We start from the raw sequence: 24,784 nt of genomic DNA, 5'->3' as shown, positions 1-24,784 counted from the left end.
AGTAAGCCAAGCGGGCGGCCCCGGCGGGAAGACCTCCGGGGCGGCCTATTCGGCGATGAAATCGGTGATGTCCACCTTGCGCCCGTTGACGTGGTATTCCCCAAGGGCGACGCCCATGAGGAATTGATCACGGGTGAGATGCTCAGGGCCGATGGGGCGGCCGGCCTCGTGGCTGTACATCGTCTGGGCGATGGCCCAGAGCGCGTCGAGATCGGCGAGGCGGTGCTTTTCGTCCATATCGACCTCGCGGCCAAAGAATTGTCGCGCGTATTTGGCGTATCCGGCGCGGTAGTTGCGCAAGGACGCGGGCAGGGCCTGTCCCGGTTTGGCGGCGCACCCACAGATGTCTTCGGTGAGCATGGCGAGGCTGACGGAATCGGTTTCCTTGTAGCCCCAATCACCGCCACGCCGGTTGGTGCGGGTGCGCAGCCATGTCCACCACGCGGCGACCCCGGCCTCGCGCGTGGCAAAGGCGGGGATGACCTGACCCTTGCCGCAATAATCGCGCATCCGCTTGTCGATGATAAGCCCCGGAAGACTGGCGATATAGGGGTATTGGGCGGCGTATTGCTCGGGCTCGGCCTGAGGGGTGATGGCGGTGAAGTTGAAGGTGCACAGCGACAGGCGCGGGGTCGAGGGGCGCGTGGGCGGGCAATCGACTTTTTCTGGCGCCACCAGCCCGGCAATATGGGGCACGCAACTGGGCGGCAGGGCGCTGCGCGGCGGCTCAGCAGTGCCAAATTCAGGGAAAATGGCAAACAGACAGGCAACAAAGACCGTTTTGGCAGACATCTTAACACCTTTGCAGGGTTTGGATGGTGTAGAGCGAGGTTACACCGGCCAAACCCGAAGCCCCAAGAGGTTTTGCCAAAGCAATGCGAAACCCCGCTGTCTATGCTGGACCTTTGGCGCGGGATGGGGCATAGGAAAGGAAATAGCGGAGGCACCTTATGGGCATTCTCAACTCCATTCTACGCGCCGTGACATGGTGGAACGGCAGCACGCTCAACACTCAGTTTTACACCTGGCGCAAGGGTGTGAAAGTGGGCGAGGACGAGCAAGGCAACACGTTTTACCGCTCAGGCGATGGCAAGCGGCGTTGGGTGATGTTCAACGGCGAGGCCGAGGCCAGCCGCGTGAGCGCGGATTGGCATGGCTGGTTGCATCACACGTTTGACGAAATGCCCGGCGACAAGGCGCTGCCCAAGAAGGATTGGGAAAAGCCGCATGTCGAGAACCTGACCGGGTCGATGCTTGCCTATGCGCCCGCGGGGTCGATCCGCACGACGCAACCCAAGGAGCGCAGCGATTACGAGGCGTGGACGCCGGAATAAGGCGCGACGGGGACAATGGGCGAAAACACCACAGAAGTGCTTGTCGGCGGGGCCGTTTTGGCGGCTGCGCTGGGCTTTGTGATCTATGCCGGACAGGCGACCGGATTTGGCGCGACGTCGGGGGGATACCCTCTGACGGCATCGTTCCGCTCGATCGAGGGCGTGACGGTGGGCACCGATGTGCGCCTTGCCGGGGTTAAGATCGGCACGGTGACGGAATTGGCGTTGAACGCGGAAACCTATCGCGCGGACACCAAGTTTACTGTCCTCAAAGGGGTCGAGATCCCCGATGACAGCGCGGTGGTGGTGTCGTCCGAAGGGCTTTTGGGCGGCAATTTTGTTGAAATTTTCCCCGGCGGTTCGCCGTTTTACTTTAGCCCCGGTGACGAGATTATCGACACGCAGGGCTCTGTCTCTCTGATCAACTTGCTGCTGAAGTATGTCGGCGGCGGCGGATCGGAGGAGGGCGGTAAAACCGAATGAGGCGGGTTTTTGCCCTGATCGCTCTTGTGATGGCGGGGCCATTGGCGGCGCAGGATGCGACCCTTGGCACCGGCGCGTTGCTGCGTGGGTTGGACAAGATCACTGGCGAAGTCACTGATATTAATCTGAAAAACGGTGAAGTCGTGCGGATGGGCCGGATTTTGATCGCGCTCGGCGAGTGCCGCTATCCGGCGGGCAACCCGAGCGGCGAGGCCTATGCGTTTCTGGCCGTGGGTGAGGATGGCAAGGACGATCCGGTGTTTACCGGCTGGATGATCGCGTCATCGCCGGCGTTGAACGCGATGGAGCATCTGCGTTACGACGTTTGGGTGCTGCGCTGCACCACCGAGTAGGGATCACGCTCTAGCGGGGTTTCAAGGAAACGGCCCGGTTTGGTGAGGGCGGTTTCGAGGCGGTCGCGATACGCCGCACGCGGTATTTCAATGGCACCGAGGCTGGCCAGATGCGGGGTTATGAACTGCGTATCAAACAGGGTGAAGCCGGCGCGATTGAGGTGATCGACCAGATGGGCGAGGGCGATTTTTGAGCCATCCACCCGGAGCGAAACCATGCTTTCGCCAAAAAACGCGCCGCCAATCGCAAGGCCAAAGACCGCGCCCCAGAGCGCACCGTCAAGCCCGCGAATCTCGAAAGAATGCGCGCGCCCGATGCTGTTGAGTTGGCTGTAGAGCGTGGTGAGCTCCGGGTTGATCCATGTCTCGGAGCGGTTGGCGCAGGCGGCGACTGTGCCGTTGAAATCATGATTGATCACAGGGCTGTAGCCGCGTTTTTTCATCCGTCGCGCGAGGGAGCGCGAGATATGGAACCCGTCGAGGGGGAATATGCCGCGCCGCTTGGGATCGACCCAGAAAAGCTCTGGGTCGTCGCGGCTTTCGGCCATCGGAAAAATTCCGGAGGCATAGGCGTGAAGCAACAGTTCCGGCGTCAGGGTCATCGGGTATGGCGGGTCGCGCCGGGGCGCATTATTTGGCGCCCAGGTTGGTCTCAAGCCAGCGTTCGAGCCAGTGGATATTGTAGCTGCCTTCGTGAATGTCGCTCTCTTCCAGAAGCGCGGCGAAGAGCGGCACGGTGGTATCGACGCCGTCCACGATCAGCTCGCCCAAGGCGCGATTGAGCCGGGCGAGCGCCTCAGGGCGGTCGCGGCCATGCACGATCAGCTTGCCGATCAGCGAATCGTAGTAGGGCGGGATCGAGTAGCCGTCATAAAGCGCCGAATCCATCCGCACGCCCAAGCCGCCGGGGGCGTGATATTGGGTGATGCGACCGGGACAGGGGGCGAAGTTTGGCAGTTTCTCGGCGTTGATGCGCACCTCGATGGCGTGGCCGTTGATTTCGAGATCGTCCTGCGTGAAGGACATCGGCAGCCCTTCGGCGACGCGGATTTGTTCGCGCACGAGGTCGACGCCGAAAATCGCTTCGGTGACGGGATGTTCGACCTGAAGGCGGGTGTTCATTTCGATGAAGTAGAACTCGCCATCTTCGTAGAGGAATTCGATGGTGCCCGCGCCGATATAGTTGATGTTGGCCACGGCGTCGGCGCAGATTTTGCCGATGCGGGCGCGCTCTTCGGGGGTGATCGAGGGGCCGGGGGCTTCCTCGAACACCTTCTGGTGGCGGCGCTGGAGGGAGCAGTCACGCTCGCCCAGATGAACGGCGTTGCCTTTGCCATCGCCAAAGACCTGAATTTCGATATGGCGCGGTTTTTGCAGGTATTTTTCGATATAGACTTCGTCATTGCCGAAGTTGGATTTGCCTTCGGCGCGGGCGGTCATGAAGGCTTTTTCCATGTCAGCGGCGGTTTCGGCCACCTTCATGCCTTTGCCACCACCACCGGCGGTGGCCTTGATGATGACGGGGTAGCCCATTTCCTCGCCAAGGCGCTTGGCTGCGGCGAGGTCGGCGACGCCGCCTTCGGAACCGGGAACGCAGGGCACGCCGAGCGCCTTCATCGTGTCCTTGGCCGTGATCTTGTCGCCCATAACGCGGATATGTTCGGCGGTGGGGCCGATAAAGGTGAGGCCGTGGTCTTCGAGCACCTGAACGAAACTGGCGTTCTCGGAGAGGAAGCCATAGCCCGGATGAATCGCCTGAGCGCCGGTGATTTCGCAAGCGGCGATGATCGCGGGCACCGAGAGGTAGCTCTCAGAACTGGGCGCGGGGCCGATGCAGACGCTCTCGTCTGCCATACGCACATGCATGGCATCGGCGTCGGCAGTGGAGTGGACGGCGACGGACGCGATGCCCATTTCACGCGCCGCGCGGATCACGCGGAGGGCAATCTCACCACGGTTGGCAATCAGGATTTTATTTATCATTGTCAGTGCCTTGGTTGTGTTGGCCTTCGGGTGCGACGCTTATTCAAGGATCACAAGCGGGGAGCCGAATTCGACCGCGTCACCATCACCCACCAAAATGCGTTTGACCGTGCCTGCTTTGGGCGCGGGGATGTGGTTCATGGTTTTCATGGCTTCAACGATGAGGAGGGTGTCGCCCTCGGCCACTTGGGCGCCGACGCTGATGAAGGCGGGCGCGCCGGGTTCGGCTTGAAGATAGACGGTGCCAACCATGGGGGAGGCCACGGCGCCGGGATGGGCGGCAGGATCCTCGCCGCTGGCGGCGGCGGCGGCGGGGGGGGGGCGCGGCGGCAGCGGGTGTCGCAGCCGGGGCCACGGCCACAGGGGCGGGCGCCGCGGCTATTTGGGTCACCACTTCGGTTTTGCGGCTGACGCGGACATTCAGGCTGTCATTTTCGCCATAGTCGCGTTTGACGCTGAGTTCGGTGAGGTCGTTCTCGTTCAGAAGCTCGGCCAGAGCCTGAATGAACTCTACGTCTGCTTTGTTTGTATCGGTCTTCTTGGTCATGTTCGTCCTCGGCCGGTGAAGGCACCACGCGGGCGCGGTGCGTCGCTCTTAGCTGCGCTTATAAGGCAAGGGAAGGTGCCTGAAAAGCGGGAAGGCGCAGGGGGAAAGTTGTGGGGGATATGTGGGGTGTTTTACGCCCGAATACGAGGGGAAAAACGCATTCACAGCGGCATTCCCGAGAGTTTTGCGACCAGATCGGCCAGTTTGCGGGCGCCGAATTTTTCGATCAGACGGGCGCGGTAGACTTCGATTGTGCGATAGGAGAGGTCGAGCTCGCGCCCGATCTCCTTGGCCGAGAGGCCACGGCAGGTGAGGATGGCAACGTCGCGCTCCCGCGGGGTGAGGGGGACAACGGGGCGATCCTCGGACAGATCGGCAAATGACCAGATGCCTTGTTCAAAGGGGGCATCGGGGGTCAGCGAGTGACCGCGCACGCGGCACCAGAACAGCGCGCCGGAGCGGCGGCGCATGATGCGCTCGTCAGAGTAGCGCCCGGTGTCACGCATGGCGGCAAGGCCGCGTGCGCCGATGCGTTCAAATTCGTCCACGCTGGGATAAAGGTCGGACATGGGGGTTGCTGTGAGGCGTTCGATAGTGTCGCCGAAGGTGGTGGCGAATTGCAGATTGCAACGCTGGATGATGCGGTTTTCCAGCACGGCAATACCGATTGGGGCATGATCGAACGCGGTTTCGGCAAGGCTCATGCCGGTTGTGATACTGTGGTTTGGCAGGGTTTGCAAAGGGCGGGTACCGGTGGGCCGGGGAAAGCAGGATCGGGGGGGGCCGCGTATTACTGCGTAATTGCCGAGGCCGGTTGGCAATGGTTTGATTGCAGAGCTTTGTCGAAGGTAGTCACGGGGAGGGTGGCATGAACATCGGGCTTTGGTTGCAGCGCGTCGCGCAGGCGAATGGGGAGAGGCCGGCGTTGTTTTCCGGCACGGAACTGGTGGCGGATTACGCCGGTTTTTACGGGGCCGCGATGCGGGTCGCCGGAGGGTTGCGCGCGCGCGGGATCGCGCCGGGAGACCGGGTGGCGATTTTCATGAAGAACCTGCCCGATTACCTGATTGTGCAATACGGCATATGGCTGGCTGGTGCGGCGGCGGTGCCGATCAACGCCAAGCTGCACGGGCGCGAGGCGGCGTGGATTATTGAGAACGCAGAGGCCGATTTGACCCTGTCGTCGCCGGGATTGAGCGAGACCCTGAGGGAGGCCGAGGTCCGGGGCGACGTGATCTGCACATCATCGGACGAGTATGCGGCGCTGCTGCGCTCCGAGCCCATGGACAGCCCGGAGGCGCGACAGGATGCAGACCTTGCGTGGTTGTTTTACACATCGGGCACGACGGGGCGGCCCAAGGGGGTGATGATCACCCATGGCATGATGGCGATGATGGCCTATTGCTATTTCACCGATGTTGATCCGGTGAGCGGTGAGGATTGCGCGCTGTATGCTGCCCCGATGAGCCACGGTGCGGGCCTGTATAACGTCATGCATGTGTTGAAGGGCGCGCGGCATGTGTGCCCGGCGTCAGGCGGCTTTGACGAGGCGGAAATCTTTGATTTGGCACGACACTTTGGGCGGGTGCATATGTTTGCGGCGCCAACCATGGTGAAGCGGTTGGTGCAGGCGGGCAAGGTCATGGGCGAGAGCGGCGAGGGGCTGCGCAGCATCATCTATGGCGGCGGGCCGATGTATGTGGCCGATATCGTCGAGGCGGTCGCGCATTTCGGCGATATTTTCGTGCAGATTTACGGGCAGGGCGAGTGCCCGATGGCGATTTCTGCGTTGAGCCGGGAAGAGGTCAGCGACCGGAGCCATCCGAGGTGGCGGGCGCGTCTGGGTTCGGTCGGGCGGGCGCAATCAGCGGTCGAGGTGCGGATCGGGGACAGCGCGGGGCGGCCCGTGGCCGTGGAAGAGCCGGGCGAGATCATGGTGCGCGGTGCGACGGTGATGCCGGGCTATTGGAAGAATGATGCGGCCAATGACGCGGCGTTGGTGGATGGCTGGTTGATGACCGGCGATGTCGGCTCGATGGATGGCGAGGGCTACATCACAATGCGTGACCGCTCGAAAGACTTGATCATTTCGGGGGGCACGAACATCTATCCGCGCGAGGTGGAGGAGGTGTTGCTTGATCTGCCGGAGGTGGCCGAGGTGAGCGTGGTGGGCCGTCCGCATGCCGAGTGGGGCGAGGATGTGGTGGCTTTTGTCGTGCTGGCCGAGGGCGGCGTGTTGGATACGGCGGCGCTGGATGCGCATTGCCTTGCCAATATCGCGCGTTTCAAGCGGCCAAAGGCCTATTTCGAGGTGCCCGCGCTGCCTAAGAACAACTATGGAAAAGTGCTTAAGACCGAGTTGCGCGCCCTGTTGGAGGCGCAGGACGACGGGTGATTTGAAACGGAAAGCGGCGCGGGTGATTGAATGCAACCGTGCGGTGCACGCTGGCCGGTCGCGAAGATGTCCGGCAGGCGGTGACGCGCCCCCGTTGACAGCGGGTTAAAGGACGCATCAGCCAACACCGGAGACCAGCGCGCCCCGCACGGAGGACCACCGTGGGGACGGCGGATTACGCGCGCTGCTGCGACTTTTCTTCCTGAACGGTGGCGAGTTCCTGTTGCAGGCGCAATTCGTGCAGCAAGACCGCTGTCATCGGTTTGAACAGAGAGGTGTTGGCCTTGGGCGCAGCGGTCTGTGAGGCCGCGCGAGCCGTCTGTTCAGGCGCGGTTCGCGCCTCGCGGGGTTGCACGGATTGCACGGATTGCTGCACGGCTTGGGTTAATTGAGGTCGCGGCGTTTCCGGTCGCGACACCTCGGCGCGCATGCGGGATTTCGCGGCGGCCTGAGCCTGTGCGATGGCGCGTTCGGTTTCGACCGGCGCAGCCGCTGCGGAGGTTTGCACACTTTGCAAAGTTTGCGCCTTGTCAGCGCCAGAGCGCACGGCAAACCCGTTTTGGGTGCTGTTATGTGGTGAGCCACGCGTCAGCGCGGCCCCTGAAGATCGATTGGAGACATGCCCCTGGCTCCTCAAGTCGGAGCCCCCACCAGTGTCTGAGCATGGGGTCCGCATCTTAATGAGCAGTTAACAGGGGCATGTCCGTTAGATTGGATTTGAAACAGCTTAGCCGCAGGGGCGGGTGTAATATGTTCCGTCACCATTGGAATAGGCGCATTCGTTGTTGTTTTGATTGCGCGCGACCATGACGCCAGCGGCGGCACCGGCGAGGGTTGTCAGAATGGTCCAGTTGGTATTCGCACCGAGCGCCTTGGCCGTGATCAGCCCAACCGCGCCACCTGCGAGCGCGCCGCCAAGGTTTTGCTTGTCGTTCGAGGACATCTCGACACAGCCGCTGAGTGCGATGCTGCTGACGAGGGCGAGGGGAAGAAGTGATTTAAGCATATGAGCCTCCGGGCTGTTGTTTTCCAGAAGGATAGTGGGTTGTGACGGCGCGGCCAGCGGATTTGGCCAATGTGGCGGAAACTCGCCGTTTGGGGGGCAGGTATTGGGGGCTTGGTCGGGGCTATGGGGGAGACGCTTGCGGCGGCGACACTCGCTGTGTCGCCGCCGCCTTCAGTGCCATGCCCTTTGGAGGAACGAGCGTAGCTGAACAGGTCTCGCTTGGTACGCATGGACATCGAGTGTCCCACCCGTGTTCAGGGTCGGTCCAGAGTGGGGCGAAATTGTGTCAACTTGCCAACAATCTTAGGGCGTGCGGGAATCCGCCTATTGCAATCTATGGGAGTGCGCGCGCCCTTGAAAGGGTGCCCTAGAAGGTGCGCCCTTGAAGGTGTGCCGGGGTGAGGTAAGCGCCCACCCCGGCACATGGGTTAGATTGCGAGGTATTCGGCGCGCAGTTCTTCGTTTTCGAGCACTTCGGCGGCGGAGCCGTCAAAGACGATGCCGCCCGTATCAAGGATCACCGCCCGGTCGGCCAGCTCAAGGGCGCGCACGGCGTTTTGTTCAACGATCACGGTGGTGATGCCCTGTTCCTTGATGATGCGCAGGGTCTTTTCGATCTCGTCAACGATCACCGGGGCGAGGCCTTCGTAGGGTTCGTCGAGCAACAGAACCTTGATGTCACGCGCCAAGGCGCGGCCAATGGCGAGCATTTGCTGTTCGCCACCCGAGAGCGTCACGCCCTCTTGCTTGCGCCGTTCGCCCAGTCGCGGGAACAGTTCATAAATGCGCTCGATCGACCAGCCGAGGGGCGGGGCGATCTGGGCCAGTTCGATGTTTTCCTCGACCGTGAGGCCGGGGATGATGCTGCGGTCTTCGGGGACAAGTCCGATACCCGCCTGCGCCGCCTCGAAGCTTTTCATGGTGTGCAGCGGCTGGTGGTCGAGCCAGATTTCGCCATGGGTCACTTGCGGGCTGTCCATCCGGGCGATGGAGCGCAGGGTTGAGGTTTTGCCCGCGCCGTTGCGCCCGAGAAGCGCGAGGATTTCGCCTTCGTGCACGTTGAACGAGATGTTCTGCACGATATAGCTTTCGCCGTAATAGCTCTCCATGTTCCAGATCGACAGGTAAGCGGGGGCGGTTTCGGCGTAGTTATGGCCTTTGGAAAAGTCGGGTTTGACGTTCATTCTTTCGGTCTCCCTGATGGGGTGCACTGTGGCGTGTTCTGTGGCGTGCTCTGTGGCGAGAATTCGCAGGTCAAAGTGGTGTGCAGCTGGCTGAAACCTTGGTCTTGCCCTTGGCACCAACGCTGCGGGCTTGCGACGTTACGGCTTTGGCTGCGGCCTGACATTGGCTGCGTTCGGCGAAAACCGATGTGTCTGCCGAGACCAACTCTCCTGCAGGGGTGAGGATCAAAATGGTCAGGAGGTAGATTTCGCGGATCATGCGGCTTCTCCGAGATAGGCTTCGCGGACTTTTGGATGGCCCTTGATGTTCTCGGGGCTATCTTCGACCAGCGGCGTGCCCTGTGCCAGAACGGTGATCCGGTCGGCCAGTGAGAACACCACGTGCATATCGTGTTCGATGATGGCGATGGTGATGTCGCGCTCTTCCTTGATCTGCTTCAAAAGGTCGATGGTGTTGTTGGTATCAGCCCGCGCCATGCCGGCGGTGGGTTCGTCGAGCAGCAAGAGGCGGGGCTCTTGCGACAGGCACATGCCGATTTCCAGCCGCCGTTTATCGCCGCGCGACATGGAGGAGGCCTGCATGCCGCGTTTTTCGACCATGTTCATGTCTTCGAGCATGGCTTCGGCGCGTTCGACGATGTCTTTCTCCTGCATCATCTGTTCGATGGCATGCATGCGGAAGGCCCCGTCGCGTTTGGCAAAGATCGGGATCATCATGTTTTCCATCACGCTGAGGTCCGAAAATTTCGGGCGTTTGGAACACGCGGGAAATGCCCATCTGATTGATCTGGAACGGGGTGCGGCCCAGCACCGATTGGCCGTCAAACATGACCGAGCCGGTGTCGGGGATCAGCTTGCCCACGAAGCAATTCAGCAGTGTCGATTTGCCCGCCCCGTTGGGGCCGATGATCGCGTGGCAGGCGTTTTCCGCCACGGAGAGGTTCACATCGCCCAGAGCCTGAAGGCCGCCGAAGCGCTTGTTGACGTTCTTGACTTCAAGAATACCCATTGTCGCGTTTCCTTATTCGGCCGGGGTGGAGTGTTTGGACGTGTCATCATTGGCGTCCGGTTTCTTGCGGCGGAAGAGGTTGAGGATTTTTTGCCCCCCTTCGACAAGCCCACCGGGCAGGAAGATGATGACCAGCATGAACAGCGCCCCGAGGGTGAGGTGCCAGCCTTCGCCGGTGAACCACGATGCGATCCAGACCATCGCGTGTTCAAGCGATTGTGGCAGGAAATCGAACCACTGATGCAGCAGTTTTTCGTTCATCTTGGAGATGATGTTTTCCATGTATTTGATCGTGCCTGCGCCAAGGATCGGCCCGATCAGGGTGCCAGCGCCGCCCAGCACGGTCATGATGACGACCGCGCCGCTTTCGGTCCAATACATGCGCTCGGCTCCGGCGAGGGGGTCCATTGAGGCCAGCAGACCACCGGCAAGCCCGGCATACATGCCCGAGATGATAAAGGCGGCAAGGGTGTAGGGTTTGCTGTTGAGGCCTGTATAGCTCATCCGGGTCTGGTTCGATTTGATCGCCCGCAGCATCAGCCCAAAGGGAGAGCGGAAGATGCGGATCGACAAGTAGAACGAGAGCACAAGGAAGATGGCGCAGAAGTAATAGCCGACGGGGAAGGTGAATTCCCAAGCGCCGACCGTCAGGTCGTAATGCGCGCGCATTTCGAGGCCGAAGATATGCGGCACGGTTGGCCCATCGCCCAAGAGGTGTTGTGGGTCGTTGGTATAGACCTGAAGCCCGGTTTCGCCATTTGTCAGCGACGTTCCAAGCCAGCGCCCGAAGAGGTCGGAATAAGCGATGGCATACATCATCTGGGCAAATGCCAGCGTAAGGATTGAAAAGTAGATGCCAGAGCGGCGCAGGCTGATGTAGCCGATCACGACCGAAAGCAGCCCCGCCATAATGACGCTTAGGATCAGGGCAGGCACCACGTTGTAGCTGAGCAGTTTGAACATCCAAACGGCGGCGTAGGAACCGATGCCGAGGAAGGCGGCGTGCCCAAAGGAAAGGTAGCCGGTCAATCCAAACAGGATGTTAAAGCCAATCGCGAAAATCCCGAAGATCACGAAGCGCTGCATCAGGTCGGGATAGCCGCCATTGAAGAACGCCAGTCCCGACCCCTTGGGGAAGATATTGAGAATGATTGGCGCAAACAGCGACAATGCGATGACGACGAGCAGAAGGCCTGTGTCTTTCTTGTTGAGACCGAGCATGTGATTAGTCCTCCATCACGCCTTTTTTGCCCATAAGTCCGCGCGGGCGCGTGAGCAGGATAACAATTGCCACCAAGTAGATGATGATCTGGTCGATGCCGTCGAGAAGGTCTTTCACGGCCGTCATCGAGGCGAAGCTTTCGAGGATGCCGAGCAAGAAGCCCGCCGCGACCGCACCGGGCAGGGAGCCCATGCCGCCGACAACCACGACCACGAAGCTGAGCACGAGGAAGTCCATGCCCATGTGGTAGTTGGGGGCGTTGATCGGGGCATACATCACCCCGGCCCAACCCGCGACAACCGCGGCGAGGGCAAACATGATGGTAAAGCGGCGGTTGATATTGATGCCCAACAGGCCGACGGTTTCACGGTCGGCCATGCCGGCACGCACCACCATGCCAAATGTCGTATAGCGCAGGAAGGCAAAGACGCCGCCGATGACCACCGCGGAAAAGAAGAAATAGGTCATACGCCAGTAGGGATAAACCACCACGTTGGCTTCCATGCCCAGCCAGACGCCGAAGTCAAAGGTGCCTTTGAAGGCCTGAGGTTCGGGTGTTTGGATCGGGTTGGCCGAAAAAATCCCACGGATGATTTCCTGAAGGATGATGGCAAGCCCGAAGGTGACGAGGATCTGATCCGCGTGGGGACGGTTATAGAAGTGTTTGATCAGCCCGCGTTCCATAATGAGGCCGACAGCAATCATTATCGGGATCGAGAACAGCAGCGCCAATGGCACCGCCCAGTCAATCAGAGACCCACCTATGCTTTCGCCCAGCCAGCTTTCCATTAGCGGGCGGGTGACTGCTTTTTCAGCCCCCCATGGTGTTTTCTCGACCTCTCCGGTTGCCACTTCGTAGGCGAAGAGTTTGGAGAGTGTCACCGCGCAGAACGCGCCGATCATGAAAAGCGCACCATGCGCGAAGTTCACCACGCCGAGCGTGCCGAAGATCAGCGTGAGCCCAAGAGCGATCAGCGCATAGGCCGACCCCTTGTCGAGCCCGTTCAGGATTTGCAGGAAAATTGCGTCCATTGGTCCCCACCTGTAAATGGAATGCCTGTTAAGGCGCGAACGGGGCGCGGAAGAGCCGCGCGCCCGTCAATCAAGTCATCGCGAAAGCCGGGCAGGGGGAAGCCCCCGCCCGACCGGTTGATGGAAGGTTTAGGTGCCCGAGTTGCAGGAACCGAGCTCGCCGCCCGCAAACATCGGGTGGTCGGCCGCATACTCAACCTGAGCGCGCGGCGTCACTTCGACGATTTCCAGCGTGTCATACTCGTTCGTCGGGTTCTCTTTGCCCTTCATGACCAGCACGTCTTTGAAGCACTGGTGATCCTCGGCGCGATAGAGCGTTGGACCATTGCCCAAGCCGTCGAATTCAAAGCCTTCGAGGGCTTCGGCAACACCGCATGGGTTGAAGGTTCCGGCCCGCTCACAGGCATCTGCATAGAGCATGATCTGAGCGTAGCAGGTTTGTGCCGAGTTCGACGGCGGACGGCCGTATTTCTCGCCAAAGGATTTAACGAAGGCTTTGGTGCCGTCATCCTGAAGCTGCCAGTTCCAGTTCATCGAACCGAACACGCCTTGCACGTTGGCACCGGCGCCGGCTGCCATCAGCTCGGAGTAGAGCGGAACAACGATTTCGAACTGCTTGCCGTTCGCCATCTTGTCACGCAGGCCGAATTGAATCGCGTTGGTCAGCGAGTTCACCATGTTGCCGCCGTAGTGGTTGAGCACCAGCACGTCTGCGCCGGAGTTCAGAACCGGAGCGATATAGGACGAGAAATCGGTCGAGGCGAGCGGCGTCAGCACGTTGTTGACGGTCTCCCAACCGACGGCTTCGGTTGCGGCCTGGATCGACTCTTGCTGGGTCCAGCCCCAGGTGTAGTCGGCGGTGAGGTGATAGGCGCGGCGTTCCTTGCCGTATTCCTTGGCCAGCACGGGCGCGAGCGCGGCACCGGACATGTAGGCGTTAAAGAAGTGACGGAAACCGTTGGCTTTTTTATCTTTGCCGGTGGTGTCATTCGAGTGGGTCAGACCCGCCATGAAGATGACGCCAGCCTCTTGGCAGAGACCCTGAACCGCCACGGCCACGCCCGAGGACGAGCCGCCGTTGATCATGATGGCACCGTCTTTTTCGATCATCGACTTGGCCGATGCGCGTGCGGCGTCAGATTTAGTTTGGGTGTCGCCAGTTACGAATTCGACCTTCTTGCCCAGAATGCCGTTCCCTTTGAGGGCTTTCGACGAGAAGCTGCTCATCATGCCGCCATCGCCGCCACCGTTCAGGTGCTCGACGGCAAGCTCTTGGGCGCGCAGTTCGTCAAGGCCTTCTTCGGCATAGGGGCCGGTTTGAGGCACGTTAAAGCCGAGCGTGACGCTGCCGCCTGTGGGTTCGTTGGTGTAAGCAGAGGCCGAGCTTGCTGTGAAGATGGTCGGCAAAGCGAGTCCGGCACCGCCAACCGCGCTTCGCTTGAGCAAGCCGCGGCGCGTGAAATTAGAATTGGTCATGAAGTTCCTCCCGTTACGTATAGATGTGGGGAGACCTCCTCTTGCCGCCCCACGCGCACAAATGTGCAAAACTATTATCCGGTGGAAAAAGAAAATTGCGCAACAACGCGCTGGGGCTAAACAACTTTTTTGTAAAAAAGTATACAAACTTCCCCGGCGTCATGTAAAAAACCTTATGTCGCAGCGCAGAAAGGCGTTGAAATAGAGAGGAAAATTGGATGCCCGAGACGAGGCTGGCGGGAAACAGGATACGCGAAAGGCGGCTGTTGCAGGGGATGCGGCAATCGCAGTTGGCCAAGCTTGTCGAGATTTCGCCAAGCTACTTGAACCTGATTGAGCATAACCGGCGCAGAATCGGCGGTAAGTTGCTGATCAATATTGCCGGGGTGCTGGGGGTGGAGCCATCGCTGTTGGCAGAAGGCGCCGAGGCGGCATTGATCGAGCGGTTGCGCCGGGCTGCCGCAGAGGCCGACGAAGAGGGGGCCGAGCTGGCGCAGGTTGAGGATTTTGCCGGGCGGTTTCCGGGCTGGGCGCGTTTGGTCGCGGCGCAGGGGCGCAGGATTGCGGCATTGGAGCGGGCGGTGGCATCGTTGAATGATCGCCTGACGCATGATCCGCATTTGGCGGCGACCTTGCACGAGGTTCTGGATACGGCAACCTCGATCCGCTCGACCGCAGGGATTTTGGTCGACACCAAGGAGATCGAGCCGGAATGGCGTGAGCGGTTCCATCGCAACATCAACGAAGACGCGTTGCGCCTTGCCGATGGGGCGCGATCGCTTGCCGGGTTTCTGGATGCGGAAGATGCGGGCGAGAATGAGCCGGGGTCGCCGCAAGACGAATTGGAGGCGTTCTGGTCGGCGCATAGCGGGCATTTTCAGGCGCTGGAGGAGGTCAAGACCGTCGAAATTCCCGAAGCGCTTGTCGCCGGAGCAAGCCAGTTGGTGTCGGCCAGCGCACAGGTTCAGGCGCGTGCGGCGCTGGATCGCTATCGCCGCGACGCCGATCTTATGCCGTTACCAGAGGTATTAGGCGTGCTTGAAGAGGCGGGGCCAAATCCGCTGATCCTGTCGGAGCGGTTTGGTGTTGATCTGGGCGCGGCGATGCGGCGAATCGCGAGCGTGCCGGAGTTGGAGGCGGGGTTGGTGATCTGTGACGGGTCGGGCACGATCACATTTCGCCAGCCGGTCGAGGGGTTTGTTTTGCCGCGCTATGGGGCTGCTTGTCCGTTGTGGCCGCTGTTCAGGGCGTTGAGCCGCCCGTTGGTGCCGTTGTTTGAACGGTTGCATCAGCCGGGGCGGCGGGATGGGCGCGTGCAGGAGCGTGCGTTTGTCACCTATGCCGTGGCGCAACCGCGTAGCGCGCCGGGGTTGAACCGTGATCCGCTCTACGAGGCGCATATGCTGATCCTGCCGGTGAATGGCCCGTTGCAGGCCGCCGAGGGTGAGACGGGCGGCGAGGGCAATGGCATCGCCGTGGGGGCGAATTGCCGGATTTGCACCGCGCGAAACTGTCAGGCGCGGCGCGAGCCATCAATTATGACCGGCGGCGTATGAGCGATGGGTTTTGACACACGCCCCTTGATTGGGGATAACGAAACGAGGTGGGCTGGGGAGAGCCGTGCCTTGGGGGAGGACGATAGTGAATGGGCAAACATGTCCTGTTAATTGAGGATGAGCCGAACATCATCGAGGCAATCAGTTTTATTTTGTCGCGAGACGGGTGGAAAGTAGACACGCATTCGAACGGACAGACCGCGATGGATGCGCTGCGCGACAAGCAGCCCGATCTGTTGATCCTAGATGTGATGCTGCCGGGGATGAGCGGCTATGACATCCTGCGCTGTGTGCGCGAGGATGGCGAAATGGCGGGCTTGCCTGTGCTGATGTTGACCGCGCGGGGGCAGACCAAGGATCGCGAGATGGCCGAGAAATTCGGCGCGAACCGATTTATGACCAAGCCGTTTTCCAATGCCGAAGTGCTTGATGCCGTGCGCGCATTGGTCAGCGGGTAGCCCGGCGTGGCGGGCGAAGCGGGCGATACACCGGCAAGTCGCGCAAGGCCGGGGGATGGGCCGGGACCGATTTCGGGACCGGGACCGGCAGGGCGAATTGGCCCGGTTTTCCTTGAGAAGGCGAACTATCGACGTCGCAGGCTGGTGGATGCTGTCCGCCTGATGCCGGTGCTGGGCGCGTTGCTTTGGGCGGTGCCTTTGCTGTGGACGCAGGGCGACACGTCGAGTTCGTCAGCATTGCTTTATGTTTTCGGCATATGGTTCGGGTTGGTGGTTCTGGCCGGTATGCTGTCGCGCTGGATCGCGGGCGAGGGATGGGCCGGTGCCGAAGACAGTGAGGAAGAGCCGGACGCAAAAGCGCCACCGCGAGAGGCAGGTGGCTGATGGCGGTTCTGAATATTCTGATTGCCGTGTGTCTAAGCTATGTCGCGCTGTTGTTTCTGGTGGCGTTTATGGCGGACCGGGCGGCGATGCGGGGCAAAGCGGGCTGGTTGCGCTCTCCTTTGATCTACACCCTGTCGCTGTCGATTTACTGCACGGCGTGGACGTTTTACGGCGCGGTCGGCTATGCCGCGCGATCAGGGCTGGAATATGTGACCATCTATATCGGCCCGACCTTGGTCATGGTGGGCTGGTGGTGGGGCTTGCGCAAGATGGTTCGGGTCGGGCGCGCGCAGCGCGTAACCTCGATTGCTGATTTAATTTCAAGCCGTTACGGGAAATCATCATGGCTTGCTGTGATGGTGACTTTGATGGCGGTAATCGGCACGACGCCTTACATCGCGCTTCAGCTTCAGTCGGTCACCCTGTCGTTTGCGACCTTTGCCGAGGCCGGAGACCCCGGCGGCGCGTTGAGTGACAACAAATCCATCGCGCTTTGGGTGGCTTGTGGGCTGGCGCTGTTCACCGTGCTTTTTGGCACGCGCAATCTGGATGCGAATGAGCGGCACAACGGCGTGGTCATGGCGATTGCGCTGGAGGCGGTGGTGAAGCTGTTCGCGCTGCTGGCCGTGGGGGTCTTCGTGGTCTGGGGGCTTGGCGGCGGCGTGGCCGAAACATTGGCGCAGATTGATCAGAGCGAGATTGGCACATGGCAGGTGGCTGGCGGGCGCTGGGCGGGGTTGATCTTCCTGTCGGCGGCGGCGTTTCTGACCTTGCCGCGGATGTTTCAGGTTCTGGTGGTCGAGAACGAGGACGAGGGGCATCTGCGCCTCGCGAGTTGGTTATTTCCCACATATATGATGTTGATGAGCCTGTTTGTTTTGCCGATTGCGGTGATGGGGCTTGCATTGATGCCGGAGGGGACGAACCCGGATTTATTCGTGCTGACGGTGCCGTTGGATCAAGGGCAGAACGGGTTGGCGATGCTGTCGTTTCTGGGCGGTTTTTCTTCGGCTACGTCGATGGTGATTGTGGCGGCGATTGCGCTGTCGACGATGGTGTCGAACCATATCGTGGTGCCGATCTGGCTGAGGTTGCGCCATGGCGGGGCGATGGTGTCGGGCGACGTGCGCTCGCTGGTGTTGCTCTCGCGGCGGTTGTCGATCGCGGGCGTGTTGCTTTTGGGCTACCTCTATTTCCGGTTTTCGGGCGGAGGGGCGGCGCTGGCGGCGATCGGGTTGGTGTCTTTTGCCGGGGTGGCACAGTTTTTGCCGGCGATGCTGGGCGGGCTTTATTGGCGCGGGGCGACGCGGGCAGGGGCGCTGGCGGGGCTGTCGGTCGGGTTTGTGGTCTGGGCTTGGACCATGCTGTTGCCGAGTTTCGGTGTCGGCGCTGTGTTGAGCGAGGCGGTCATGGCAGAGGGGCCGTTTGGCCTTGGGATGTTGCGACCGCAAGCGTTGTTCGGTGTTGCCGGGTTGGACCCGTTGGTGCATGCGATCTTGTGGTCTATGATGTTGAATACACTTGCGTTTGTTGCGGTTTCGCTCATGTCGTTTCCATCACCGCTGGAGCGACTGCAAGGCGCGCAATTCGTGGATGTGTTTCAACATTCTGCGCGGCGGCAAAGCTGGTCAGGGGGCATGGCGCAGAGTGAAGACCTGCTGATCATGGCGCAGCGGATATTAGGGCCGACCGAAGCGCAGCGATTGTTTCAAAGCGAGGCGTCGCGACAGGGGCTGGCGGGCTTCTTGCCAGAGCCGAGCCCCGATTTCCTCAATGTGTTGGAGCGCGAGTTGAGCGGTTCGGTTGGCGCGGCGACGGCTCATGCGATGGTCGGGCAGATCGTGGGCGGCGCCAGCGTGACGGTTGATGACCTGATGGCGGTGGCGGATGAAACCGCACAGATGATGGAGTATTCCAGCCAGCTTGAGGCGAAATCGAGCGAGTTGAGCCGAACCGCGCGGCAATTGCGTGAGGCAAACGAGAAGATGACCCAGTTGAGCGTGCAGAAGGACGCGTTTTTGAGCCAGATCAGCCACGAGCTGCGCACGCCGATGACGTCGATCCGCGCGTTTTCAGAGATTTTGCGCGATACCGAAGAGTTGAGTGGCGCCGAGAAAGACAAGTATTCGTCGATCATTCACGACGAGGCGCTGCGCCTGACCCGCCTGCTGGATGACCTTCTTGACCTGAGCGTATTGGAAAACGGTCAGGTGAGCATGAACGTGGCCAGAGGGCGGCTGGGAGAGGTCATCGACCATGCGATTGCGGCCTCGGGCGTGGGGCAGGGCCTGACGATCCGGCGCGAGCGGGAGAGCGAGGCGGTGATGATTGAAACCGATCTTGACCGTTTGGCGCAGGTGTTCATCAACCTGATCGCGAATGCACATAAGTATTGCGATGCCGACGCGCCGGAGTTGAGCGTGCAAGTGGTGCAGGGCGGGCGCGGGCTGACGGTGGATTTCACCGACAACGGCAGCGGTATCCCGCGTGATTCGCAAGACTTGCTTTTCGAAAAATTCTCGCGGGTGAGCGAGCAGAAAGCCGGGGGCGCCGGGCTTGGGCTGGCGATTAGTCGGGAGATTATGGCGCGGCTGGGCGGCACGATTTCATATCTGCCGGGGCAGGGTGGCGCGGCGTTTCGCGTGAACCTTCCCGAGCGGGTGGCGATGGCAGCGCAATAGCGCCGCAGGCAAAGGCAATTTCCGAAGCTGGTGTAAGGGGATGGTAACCACTCTGCGCCTAGAATGATCCATCAGGCCCGCAACAGGCGGTGGCGGAAGGTATGGACGAAGCAGATCGACAGAAAACCCTAAGGCGGATCGCACGCACAGGTCGCGAAGAGCATCAGGCGCGGGTGATGACCCCGTCGCGGGCGCTTCGACTGGCGCTTGCACGGGCGGCGGATGAGCTTTTTGAGCTGCCGTTAAGCGTGAGTTCTGTTCAGCTGACCATGGTCAGTCAGGAACAGGCGATTGCGGCGTTCGATGAGGGGCCGCTTGTTATGGTGTTAGACGGGCCGGAGGGCGCGGTTGGCGCGGTGTCGGTGGCGGTGCCGCTTCTGGCCGGGCTGATCGAGGTGCAGACCATGGGACAGGTGATGGCGCGTGACGCGGGGGCGCGGGCGCCGACCCAGACCGATGCCGCGCTTGTGGCGCCATTGCTGAATGCGAGTTTCGCCGGGTTTGTTGAGAACCTTGACGGCGAGGAGGAGGGGCGCTGGGCCGAGGGCTTTCGCTTTGGCGCGATGATCGAAGGTATGCGGATGCTGCCGCTGTTGTTCGAAGCGGCGGATTTCCATCTGTTTCGCTTGCAAGTGAGTCTGGGCGACGGGGCGAAGGATGGGGAGATTGTAATTGCTCTGCCAGTCGTTTTGCCGCCCGAAGAAGATGCAGAGGACAGCATGGATAACCCGCAGATGGCACATGGCGGGCGGATCAAGCTGGGACAAGGCGCGTTGATGACCGCGCAGGCGCCGATGAGCGCGGTTCTGCATCAGGTGAAAATGCCATTGGCGGAGGTGTCCGGGCTGAAGCCGGGGGATGTGCTGACTATTCCGCGCGGGGCGTTGAGCAACACGCGGTTGACCGACGGGCAGGGGCAGGGCGTGGCACGGTGCCGTTTGGGGCAAATCAACGGGTTTCGCGCGGTGCGGCTTGTGTTGGGGCGCGATGCGGCGCTGAAGACGCAAGGGGCATCCGCGGACATGCTGAATGGCGAGGCAAATACGCTGGAGGCGCTTGACCTGATGCAATCGCCCGGCGGCATGCCGGGAGAGTTTGCGCAGGTGGAGGACGTGGAAGTGGTGAGCGCCGTGGCCGATTTGCCGAATGTCGGAGAATTGGGAGATCTGCCAGAGCTTGGCGATCTTGGCGGTGACCTTTCGGATTTGCCTGAGCTGGCGGGAGAGGGAGAGGGTTTGCCCGATTTGCCGTCGTTTGACGGGCGGGCGAATTGCCGGATTTGCCGGTACTGTCGTTGGATGAGTGAAGTGGGGGGCTTTTGCGATTTGGCTAAAACGATTTGAAGCGCGCGCAAAAGCGATTTGCTTTGACGCCCTGACCTTTTTGCAAATTTCAGAGCGTGATTTTCTGCGACAGGTAGGGGGCCAGTCCGCTGACGTCATAACCGGCCTGCGCGGCGGCGGTCATGATGTCGCTTGCTGGCGTCTCTCCGGCCTGACCAAGCGCCCAAGCGTTGGTGCAACGCGTTCCGGTGCGGCAATAGGCCAGAACCGGCGTTTGCGCCGTGGCGATCATGTCGCGAAGCTCGACAATCACTTCGGCGGTCATGGTGCTTCCGTCAAAGGGCAGATGGAGAAAGGTCATCCCTGCTGCTTCGACGGCGGCACGCAGGTGTTCGGCGTGAAGCGGGGGCGGGTTTTCGGCGTCAGGGCGGTTGCAGATAACAGTGCGAAACCCGGCCGCGGCAATAGCGGGCGCGTCCTCGGGCGTGATCTGTGGGCTGACGGAGAGGTCGGGGGTGAGCTTTCGGATATCCATGGCCATGAGGTTTAGAGCGCGGGCGCGCGCCTGTCCAGCGAGAGACAGGTCGCGGCGTGCGAGATTGCGTTTCAGAGTTTGTTAACGGGGACTTTGAGGAACACATTGCCCTTTTCATCCGGCTCGGGCATGCGGCCCGCGCGCATGTTCACCTGAAGCGACGGTACGATCAGCCGGGGCATGGCCAGCGTCGCGTCACGGGCATCGCGCATGGCGGTGAAGTCGGACTTGGACGCGCCGCCGCCGATATGGACGTTGCGCGCTTTTTGCTCGCCCACTGTGCTTTCCCAAGCGTAGTCATCACGGCCCGGCGCCTTGTAGTCGTGACCCACGAAAATGCGCGTTTCGTCCGGCAGGGCGAGGATTTTCTGAACCGATTCAAACAGCGTTGCGGAGGAGCCACCGGGGAAGTCGCAACGCGCAGTGCCGAAATCAGGCATGAACAGCGTGTCGCCAACAAAGGCCGCGTCGTGGATGACATAGGTCAGGCAGGCGGGCGTGTGGCCGGGGGTGTGCATCACATCAACCCGCATCTGGCCGATCATCAAACTGTCGCCATCGACAAAAAGCTGGTCGAATTGCGAGCCGTCGCGTTGAAATTCGGTGCCTTCGTTGAAGACTTTGCCGAAGGTATCCTGAACCACCGTAATGCGGTCACCAATGCCGATTTTGCCGCCCAGACGCTCTTGGATATAAGGCGCGGCCGAGAGGTGGTCGGCGTGGACATGGGTTTCGAGAAGCCAGTCGATTGAGAGGTTTTCGGAGGTGACCCAATCAATGATGCGATCAGCCGAGGTCGTGTCGGTGCGCCCGGACGCATAGTCGAAATCCAGAACGGAATCGATAATCGCGGCGCTGCTGCCGTTCGGGTCACGCACGACATAGGAAATGGTGTTCGTGGCCTCGTCGAAGAAAGCCTGGACGATCGGTGACATGCGTTCATCTCTCCTTGGGCAAGTGGCATGTAAAACATATAAAAATTTCCGCATATGTTGCAAGCCCTGTCGGAAGTTCTGTTCCCGGCGCTTTAAGGGCGTTGCTTTGCGATGTGTTGACTTGGGTCAAAGCCGATGCGCCGCATTTGTGCGACATTTGCATCAACAAGGAATGATCAGGTGTCTATGATGTTAGAAAAACGACGTAATCAGCTTTTGAAAAGGCTTGGAGAGCTGGATGTGCGGCTGAAGGATATCGAGGCCGAGCTTGATGCGCCGCAGTCCAAGGACTGGGAAGAGATGGCGGTTGAACGTGAGGGCGATGAGGTTCTGGAGGGGCTTGGCCTTCAGGGGCAGGAGGAGATTGCCCGGATACGTTCGGCTTTGAAGCGCATACGGTCGGGGAGCTACGGCTATTGCATGACCTGTGGCGAAGAGATTTCTGCCGCGCGTTTGGATGTGCTGCCTGCGACGCCGTTTTGCAAAGGATGCGCCGCCAAGCTGTAGCGCGCCATAAGCGTGGCGGTTCGGCGGGCGTGTGGGATTGGATGTTATCAAAACGAAGGAGGACGTAGTGATGAAAGAGGATCTTACGACGGCAATCGTGGCGCTGTGCAACGAGATAAAGGCGGCCGCGCCCAAGGAGCAGCAACTGCTGCAAAAAGACCTGCATAAGTTGGTTGAGCGGGCGTCGGCCACGGGCATGGCGTTGCCCAAAGAGGTGCGCAGTTTGGATGAAGATCTGACCGACGATGCGATCGAGGCGCAATTCGACAACATGCCTGTGTAATCCTTGGCCCCGATGCTTGCACGGGTCAGCGGATTGGCCGAAAGATAGCGCAATTGTTGATAGTGTGAGGCACGCGGGGCTTGGGAAAAGGCGAACAGCCATATTCGGTTGATGATGGCGTTGCTGTGGTGACGTTGCCGTTGACCAGCGGCGGGGCAGAGAACAGGTTCGAGGTAGGCGAGCGGCTGGCCTTGGAGCAGGCGCTGTGCCTTGCGGCGGCAGATGATGGGGTCTTGGCGGTCGTGATCGCGGGGGCCGAAGAGAGGTTCGCGGGGCGGCTGTTGGATCAAGAGGTGGCCCATGGCAAGGCCGAGCCGGATTTGGCCCAAGTTTGTCAGGCGATTGAGCAATCTGAAAAACCAGTGGTTGCGGCGTTGCGCGGGAGTGTGGCGGACGCCGGGTTTGAGATCGCGCTTGCAGCCCACGCACGGGTGGCAGCCGTCGGCACGATGCTGTCGCTGGGTGATGTGCGCCGCGGGTTGATCCCCGGCGCGGGCGCAACGCAGCGCTTGCCGCGTTTGATCGGGGCGGGCACGGCGATTGATCTGATGTTGACCGGGCGGGCGATTGCCGCCAATTCGGGGGCATTGCGCGGATTGTTTCGCAAGGTCGTGGCCCGCAATGTTGTCGGCGAAGCGGTTCAGGCGGCGCGGGCGATGGTGGATGAGCCAGCGCCCGAAGGTCCGGCGCCGGGATTTGCCGACCCAATGGCGTATCAGGATGAGATCGCAAAGCGGCGCCGCGATTTGGGCGTGTTGCCAGCGGAAGCCAAAGCTTTGGTCGATTGTGTCGAGGCGGCGCAGCTGTTGCCGATTGAGGCAGGGCTGGCGATGGAAGGGGCGCTGCGCGCAGAATTGCGCGGATCAGCGCGGGCGCAAGGGTTGACCCATACCGTTGCACAGGAACAGCGCCAGCCCGCGCCTGGCGGGCGGCCCGAGGTTGTGACCATTCTGGGGGATGGCGCACTTGCCTTTGGCTTGGTTCAGACCATCCTTGGCAGCGGTGCAGAGGTGCGTGTGGCTGAGCAGCGCGAAGGTGGTGCGGCGCGGTTGATTGAACGCGTCACGGCGGCGTTTGGCCACGAGGCAGAGCGCGGGCGCATTGATGCGGCAATGGCGAATGAGCGGCTTGAGCGGCTGTCGGGCGGGCCGTCGCCGGGAGTCTTAAGTGCGGCGCGACTGGTGATTGAGGCGAGCGAAGCGCCGGGGGCCAAGCTTCCTGCGCTGATGGCGCATGTGTCGGGCAAGACCGGCGAGGACGTGCCGCTGGTGTTTACGGCCGGGATGGGTTTGGGCGCGGGGGTGTTGCGCGAAAACTTGGGCGGGCGTGCGATGGGGCTGGCGCTTCATGCGGCGGTGCAGGGCGCGGGGCTGGCTGAGTTGGTGATTGCGCCGGATACCGTGGGTGCGCTGCAGGAGCGGGCGCGCAACCTGTTGCGGCGGATGGGGCGGCAAGTTGTGCTTACCAGTGCGGAAAACGGGTTGATTGTTGGCGCGTTGAAGGCCGCGATGTTTGCGGCGGCTGAATGGTGCGTGGCCCAAGGGGCGCAACCCGATGATATTGATCGCGCGATGGGCTGGGCGTGCGGACCGTTCCGGCAGGCGGATGCGGAAGGGTTGGGGCGGCAAGCGCCACGTTTTGCCGCGCTGGGCATGGGGGAGCAGTTTGGCGGATTATTCGCCGCCTTCATGGCGCAAGGCCGTGAGGGGCGGGCAACCGGGCGCGGCGTTTTGCGCTATGCGCAGCACGGTGCGGCAGGGGATTTTGACGCAGCCGCGCAGGGGATCGTGCAGGCTTGGCGTGGGGGCCTGTCGAATGGCGGGGCCGCGCGCGATGGGCTGTCGCAGGATGCCATTCGGCGGCGGATCTGGTCGGCTTTGTTCTGCGCGGGGCTGGAGTTGGTCGAGCGCGGTGTTGCGTGCGACGCAGGGGATGTTGATTTGGCGGCGCTTGTGGCGCTGGGCCTGCCACGGGCCAGCGGCGGGCCGATGAAAGCGGGCGAATTGCGCGGGCTGTTGGTGGTGCGGCGCGAGTTGGAACGCTGGCAGGGGGATGCGCCCGCGCTTTGGTATCCGTCAGAGCGTTTGAACGAATTGATCAAAAACGGCGGGCGGTTTGGCGTGTGGTGAAGCGGTCTT

At 61.2% G+C, this 24,784-nt stretch carries 25 protein-coding genes and 2 pseudogenes; 12 read left to right on the top strand and 15 right to left on the bottom strand.

What is annotated here, in order from left to right; all coding sequences use genetic code 11:
- Positions 1-45: 45 nt before the first annotated feature.
- The gene (locus N4R57_12775) at positions 46-792 is read right to left on the bottom strand and encodes a hypothetical protein (protein ID UYV35922.1); all 747 of its coding nucleotides are present in this window, start codon (positions 790-792) and stop codon (positions 46-48) included.
- A 158-nt stretch (positions 793-950) separates the two neighbouring features.
- Between N4R57_12775 and N4R57_12770 the strand changes: the two genes are divergently transcribed.
- Genes N4R57_12770 through N4R57_12760 form a run of 3 tightly spaced genes read left to right on the top strand, consistent with a single transcriptional unit; the run spans position 951 to position 2,170 of the window.
- A complete protein-coding gene (locus N4R57_12770) occupies positions 951-1,334 on the top strand; it encodes an NADH:ubiquinone oxidoreductase subunit NDUFA12 (GenBank protein UYV35921.1) in 384 nt (127 codons plus the stop codon).
- 15 nt (positions 1,335-1,349) lie between these two features.
- Positions 1,350-1,817: an outer membrane lipid asymmetry maintenance protein MlaD gene (gene mlaD / locus N4R57_12765; GenBank protein ID UYV35920.1), complete on the top strand. Its 468-nt coding sequence runs from the start codon at positions 1,350-1,352 to the stop codon at positions 1,815-1,817.
- Entirely contained in the window at positions 1,814-2,170 is a 357-nt protein-coding gene (locus tag N4R57_12760) for a DUF2155 domain-containing protein (GenBank protein UYV35919.1), read from the top strand. The genes mlaD and N4R57_12760 overlap by 4 nt, the downstream gene beginning before the upstream one ends.
- Here N4R57_12760 and aat read toward each other — a convergent pair.
- From aat to N4R57_12740, 4 genes and pseudogenes are all read right to left on the bottom strand, one after another.
- Positions 2,134-2,772 (bottom strand): leucyl/phenylalanyl-tRNA--protein transferase, encoded by a 639-nt coding sequence (aat, locus tag N4R57_12755; protein ID UYV35918.1) that lies wholly within the window; start codon positions 2,770-2,772, stop codon positions 2,134-2,136. The genes N4R57_12760 and aat overlap by 37 nt on opposite strands.
- Before the next feature lie 28 nt (positions 2,773-2,800).
- Positions 2,801-4,153 (bottom strand): acetyl-CoA carboxylase biotin carboxylase subunit, encoded by a 1,353-nt coding sequence (gene accC, locus N4R57_12750; GenBank protein UYV35917.1) that lies wholly within the window; start codon positions 4,151-4,153, stop codon positions 2,801-2,803.
- Between the two features lie 39 nt (positions 4,154-4,192).
- Positions 4,193-4,700, bottom strand: a pseudogene (gene accB / locus N4R57_12745) (acetyl-CoA carboxylase biotin carboxyl carrier protein).
- Positions 4,701-4,861: 161 nt separating this feature from the next.
- Positions 4,862-5,404: a LuxR C-terminal-related transcriptional regulator gene (locus N4R57_12740; GenBank protein UYV35916.1), complete on the bottom strand. Its 543-nt coding sequence runs from the start codon at positions 5,402-5,404 to the stop codon at positions 4,862-4,864.
- Positions 5,405-5,568: 164 nt separating this feature from the next.
- Here N4R57_12740 and N4R57_12735 point away from each other — a divergent pair, with 164 nt between their 5' ends.
- Positions 5,569-7,095 carry an AMP-binding protein gene (locus N4R57_12735; GenBank protein ID UYV35915.1) on the top strand — a complete coding sequence of 509 codons (1,527 nt, stop codon included), beginning with the start codon at positions 5,569-5,571 and terminating at the stop codon, positions 7,093-7,095.
- Positions 7,096-7,270: 175 nt separating this feature from the next.
- Here the strand turns inward: N4R57_12735 and N4R57_12730 are convergent, their stop codons facing one another.
- The 8 genes and pseudogenes from N4R57_12730 to N4R57_12695 all read right to left on the bottom strand — a co-directional run bounded on the left by N4R57_12730 (position 7,271) and on the right by N4R57_12695 (position 14,024).
- Positions 7,271-7,612: a hypothetical protein gene (locus N4R57_12730; GenBank protein UYV35914.1), complete on the bottom strand. Its 342-nt coding sequence runs from the start codon at positions 7,610-7,612 to the stop codon at positions 7,271-7,273.
- Positions 7,613-7,822: 210 nt separating this feature from the next.
- A complete protein-coding gene (locus N4R57_12725) occupies positions 7,823-8,101 on the bottom strand; it encodes a glucose-6-phosphate isomerase (protein UYV35913.1) in 279 nt (92 codons plus the stop codon).
- Positions 8,102-8,529: 428 nt separating this feature from the next.
- A complete protein-coding gene (locus N4R57_12720; protein UYV35912.1) occupies positions 8,530-9,285 on the bottom strand; it encodes an ABC transporter ATP-binding protein in 756 nt (251 codons plus the stop codon).
- A gap of 70 nt (positions 9,286-9,355) precedes the next feature.
- Complete coding sequence (locus N4R57_12715) at positions 9,356-9,544, bottom strand: hypothetical protein (GenBank protein UYV35911.1); 189 nt, start codon at positions 9,542-9,544, stop codon at positions 9,356-9,358.
- Positions 9,541-10,294 (bottom strand): annotated as a pseudogene (locus N4R57_12710) (ABC transporter ATP-binding protein). Before N4R57_12710 ends, N4R57_12715 begins: the two are co-directional and overlap by 4 nt.
- Before the next feature lie 12 nt (positions 10,295-10,306).
- Complete coding sequence (locus tag N4R57_12705) at positions 10,307-11,515, bottom strand: branched-chain amino acid ABC transporter permease (protein UYV35910.1); 1,209 nt, start codon at positions 11,513-11,515, stop codon at positions 10,307-10,309.
- Positions 11,516-11,519: 4 nt separating this feature from the next.
- Positions 11,520-12,548, bottom strand: coding sequence for a branched-chain amino acid ABC transporter permease (locus N4R57_12700; protein UYV35909.1), 1,029 nt, complete (start codon positions 12,546-12,548; stop codon positions 11,520-11,522).
- 129 nt (positions 12,549-12,677) lie between these two features.
- Complete coding sequence (locus N4R57_12695) at positions 12,678-14,024, bottom strand: substrate-binding protein (GenBank protein UYV35908.1); 1,347 nt, start codon at positions 14,022-14,024, stop codon at positions 12,678-12,680.
- A 218-nt stretch (positions 14,025-14,242) separates the two neighbouring features.
- On the opposite strand from N4R57_12695, the gene N4R57_12690 reads away from it, so the two are divergent.
- The 5 genes from N4R57_12690 to N4R57_12670 all read left to right on the top strand — a co-directional run bounded on the left by N4R57_12690 (position 14,243) and on the right by N4R57_12670 (position 20,446).
- Entirely contained in the window at positions 14,243-15,580 is a 1,338-nt protein-coding gene (locus N4R57_12690; protein ID UYV35907.1) for a helix-turn-helix domain-containing protein, read from the top strand.
- Between the two features lie 89 nt (positions 15,581-15,669).
- Complete coding sequence (locus N4R57_12685; GenBank protein ID UYV35906.1) at positions 15,670-16,038, top strand: response regulator; 369 nt, start codon at positions 15,670-15,672, stop codon at positions 16,036-16,038.
- A 69-nt stretch (positions 16,039-16,107) separates the two neighbouring features.
- Entirely contained in the window at positions 16,108-16,422 is a 315-nt protein-coding gene (locus N4R57_12680) for a hypothetical protein (GenBank protein ID UYV39573.1), read from the top strand.
- Entirely contained in the window at positions 16,422-19,103 is a 2,682-nt protein-coding gene (locus N4R57_12675; protein UYV35905.1) for an ATP-binding protein, read from the top strand. Before N4R57_12680 ends, N4R57_12675 begins: the two co-directional genes overlap by 1 nt.
- Before the next feature lie 101 nt (positions 19,104-19,204).
- Entirely contained in the window at positions 19,205-20,446 is a 1,242-nt protein-coding gene (locus N4R57_12670) for a FliM/FliN family flagellar motor C-terminal domain-containing protein (GenBank protein ID UYV35904.1), read from the top strand.
- Positions 20,447-20,495: 49 nt separating this feature from the next.
- Here the strand turns inward: N4R57_12670 and N4R57_12665 are convergent, their stop codons facing one another.
- Together N4R57_12665 and N4R57_12660 are read right to left on the bottom strand one after the other, a co-directional pair.
- Positions 20,496-20,921: a TIGR01244 family sulfur transferase gene (locus tag N4R57_12665; protein ID UYV35903.1), complete on the bottom strand. Its 426-nt coding sequence runs from the start codon at positions 20,919-20,921 to the stop codon at positions 20,496-20,498.
- A gap of 71 nt (positions 20,922-20,992) precedes the next feature.
- Positions 20,993-21,856, bottom strand: a complete 864-nt coding sequence (locus N4R57_12660) for an MBL fold metallo-hydrolase (protein UYV35902.1) — start codon at positions 21,854-21,856, stop codon at positions 20,993-20,995.
- 186 nt (positions 21,857-22,042) lie between these two features.
- Between N4R57_12660 and N4R57_12655 the strand changes: the two genes are divergently transcribed.
- From N4R57_12655 to N4R57_12645, 3 genes are all read left to right on the top strand, one after another.
- Positions 22,043-22,363 carry a TraR/DksA family transcriptional regulator gene (locus tag N4R57_12655; GenBank protein ID UYV39572.1) on the top strand — a complete coding sequence of 107 codons (321 nt, stop codon included), beginning with the start codon at positions 22,043-22,045 and terminating at the stop codon, positions 22,361-22,363.
- 70 nt (positions 22,364-22,433) lie between these two features.
- A complete protein-coding gene (locus tag N4R57_12650) occupies positions 22,434-22,646 on the top strand; it encodes a hypothetical protein (protein UYV35901.1) in 213 nt (70 codons plus the stop codon).
- A gap of 80 nt (positions 22,647-22,726) precedes the next feature.
- Positions 22,727-24,775 carry an enoyl-CoA hydratase-related protein gene (locus tag N4R57_12645; GenBank protein UYV35900.1) on the top strand — a complete coding sequence of 683 codons (2,049 nt, stop codon included), beginning with the start codon at positions 22,727-22,729 and terminating at the stop codon, positions 24,773-24,775.
- Positions 24,776-24,784 lie beyond the last annotated feature (9 nt).

Source organism: Rhodobacteraceae bacterium D3-12, from assembly GCA_025916135.1.
GTDB lineage: Bacteria > Pseudomonadota > Alphaproteobacteria > Rhodobacterales > Rhodobacteraceae > JAKGBX01.
The sequence above is the reverse complement of the archived record's forward strand: the minus strand, read 5'-3'. Positions and strand labels throughout refer to the sequence as shown.

Bases quoted from the DNA above. Each gene is read 5' to 3' on its own strand.
- N4R57_12775 (UYV35922.1), bottom strand. From the start codon at position 792: ATGTCTGCCAAAACGGTCTTTGTTGCCTGTCTGTTTGCCATTTTCCCT.
- N4R57_12770 (UYV35921.1), top strand. From the start codon at position 951: ATGGGCATTCTCAACTCCATTCTACGCGCCGTGACATGGTGGAACGGC.
- mlaD (UYV35920.1), top strand. From the start codon at position 1,350: ATGGGCGAAAACACCACAGAAGTGCTTGTCGGCGGGGCCGTTTTGGCG.
- N4R57_12760 (UYV35919.1), top strand. From the start codon at position 1,814: ATGAGGCGGGTTTTTGCCCTGATCGCTCTTGTGATGGCGGGGCCATTG.
- aat (UYV35918.1), bottom strand. From the start codon at position 2,772: ATGACCCTGACGCCGGAACTGTTGCTTCACGCCTATGCCTCCGGAATT.
- accC (UYV35917.1), bottom strand. From the start codon at position 4,153: ATGATAAATAAAATCCTGATTGCCAACCGTGGTGAGATTGCCCTCCGC.
- N4R57_12740 (UYV35916.1), bottom strand. From the start codon at position 5,404: ATGAGCCTTGCCGAAACCGCGTTCGATCATGCCCCAATCGGTATTGCC.
- N4R57_12735 (UYV35915.1), top strand. From the start codon at position 5,569: ATGAACATCGGGCTTTGGTTGCAGCGCGTCGCGCAGGCGAATGGGGAG.
- N4R57_12725 (UYV35913.1), bottom strand. From the start codon at position 8,101: ATGCTTAAATCACTTCTTCCCCTCGCCCTCGTCAGCAGCATCGCACTC.
- N4R57_12720 (UYV35912.1), bottom strand. From the start codon at position 9,285: ATGAACGTCAAACCCGACTTTTCCAAAGGCCATAACTACGCCGAAACC.
- N4R57_12715 (UYV35911.1), bottom strand. From the start codon at position 9,544: ATGATCCGCGAAATCTACCTCCTGACCATTTTGATCCTCACCCCTGCA.
- N4R57_12705 (UYV35910.1), bottom strand. From the start codon at position 11,515: ATGCTCGGTCTCAACAAGAAAGACACAGGCCTTCTGCTCGTCGTCATC.
- N4R57_12700 (UYV35909.1), bottom strand. From the start codon at position 12,548: ATGGACGCAATTTTCCTGCAAATCCTGAACGGGCTCGACAAGGGGTCG.
- N4R57_12695 (UYV35908.1), bottom strand. From the start codon at position 14,024: ATGACCAATTCTAATTTCACGCGCCGCGGCTTGCTCAAGCGAAGCGCG.
- N4R57_12690 (UYV35907.1), top strand. From the start codon at position 14,243: ATGCCCGAGACGAGGCTGGCGGGAAACAGGATACGCGAAAGGCGGCTG.
- N4R57_12685 (UYV35906.1), top strand. From the start codon at position 15,670: ATGGGCAAACATGTCCTGTTAATTGAGGATGAGCCGAACATCATCGAG.
- N4R57_12675 (UYV35905.1), top strand. From the start codon at position 16,422: ATGGCGGTTCTGAATATTCTGATTGCCGTGTGTCTAAGCTATGTCGCG.
- N4R57_12670 (UYV35904.1), top strand. From the start codon at position 19,205: ATGGACGAAGCAGATCGACAGAAAACCCTAAGGCGGATCGCACGCACA.
- N4R57_12665 (UYV35903.1), bottom strand. From the start codon at position 20,921: ATGGATATCCGAAAGCTCACCCCCGACCTCTCCGTCAGCCCACAGATC.
- N4R57_12660 (UYV35902.1), bottom strand. From the start codon at position 21,856: ATGTCACCGATCGTCCAGGCTTTCTTCGACGAGGCCACGAACACCATT.
- N4R57_12655 (UYV39572.1), top strand. From the start codon at position 22,043: ATGATGTTAGAAAAACGACGTAATCAGCTTTTGAAAAGGCTTGGAGAG.
- N4R57_12650 (UYV35901.1), top strand. From the start codon at position 22,434: ATGAAAGAGGATCTTACGACGGCAATCGTGGCGCTGTGCAACGAGATA.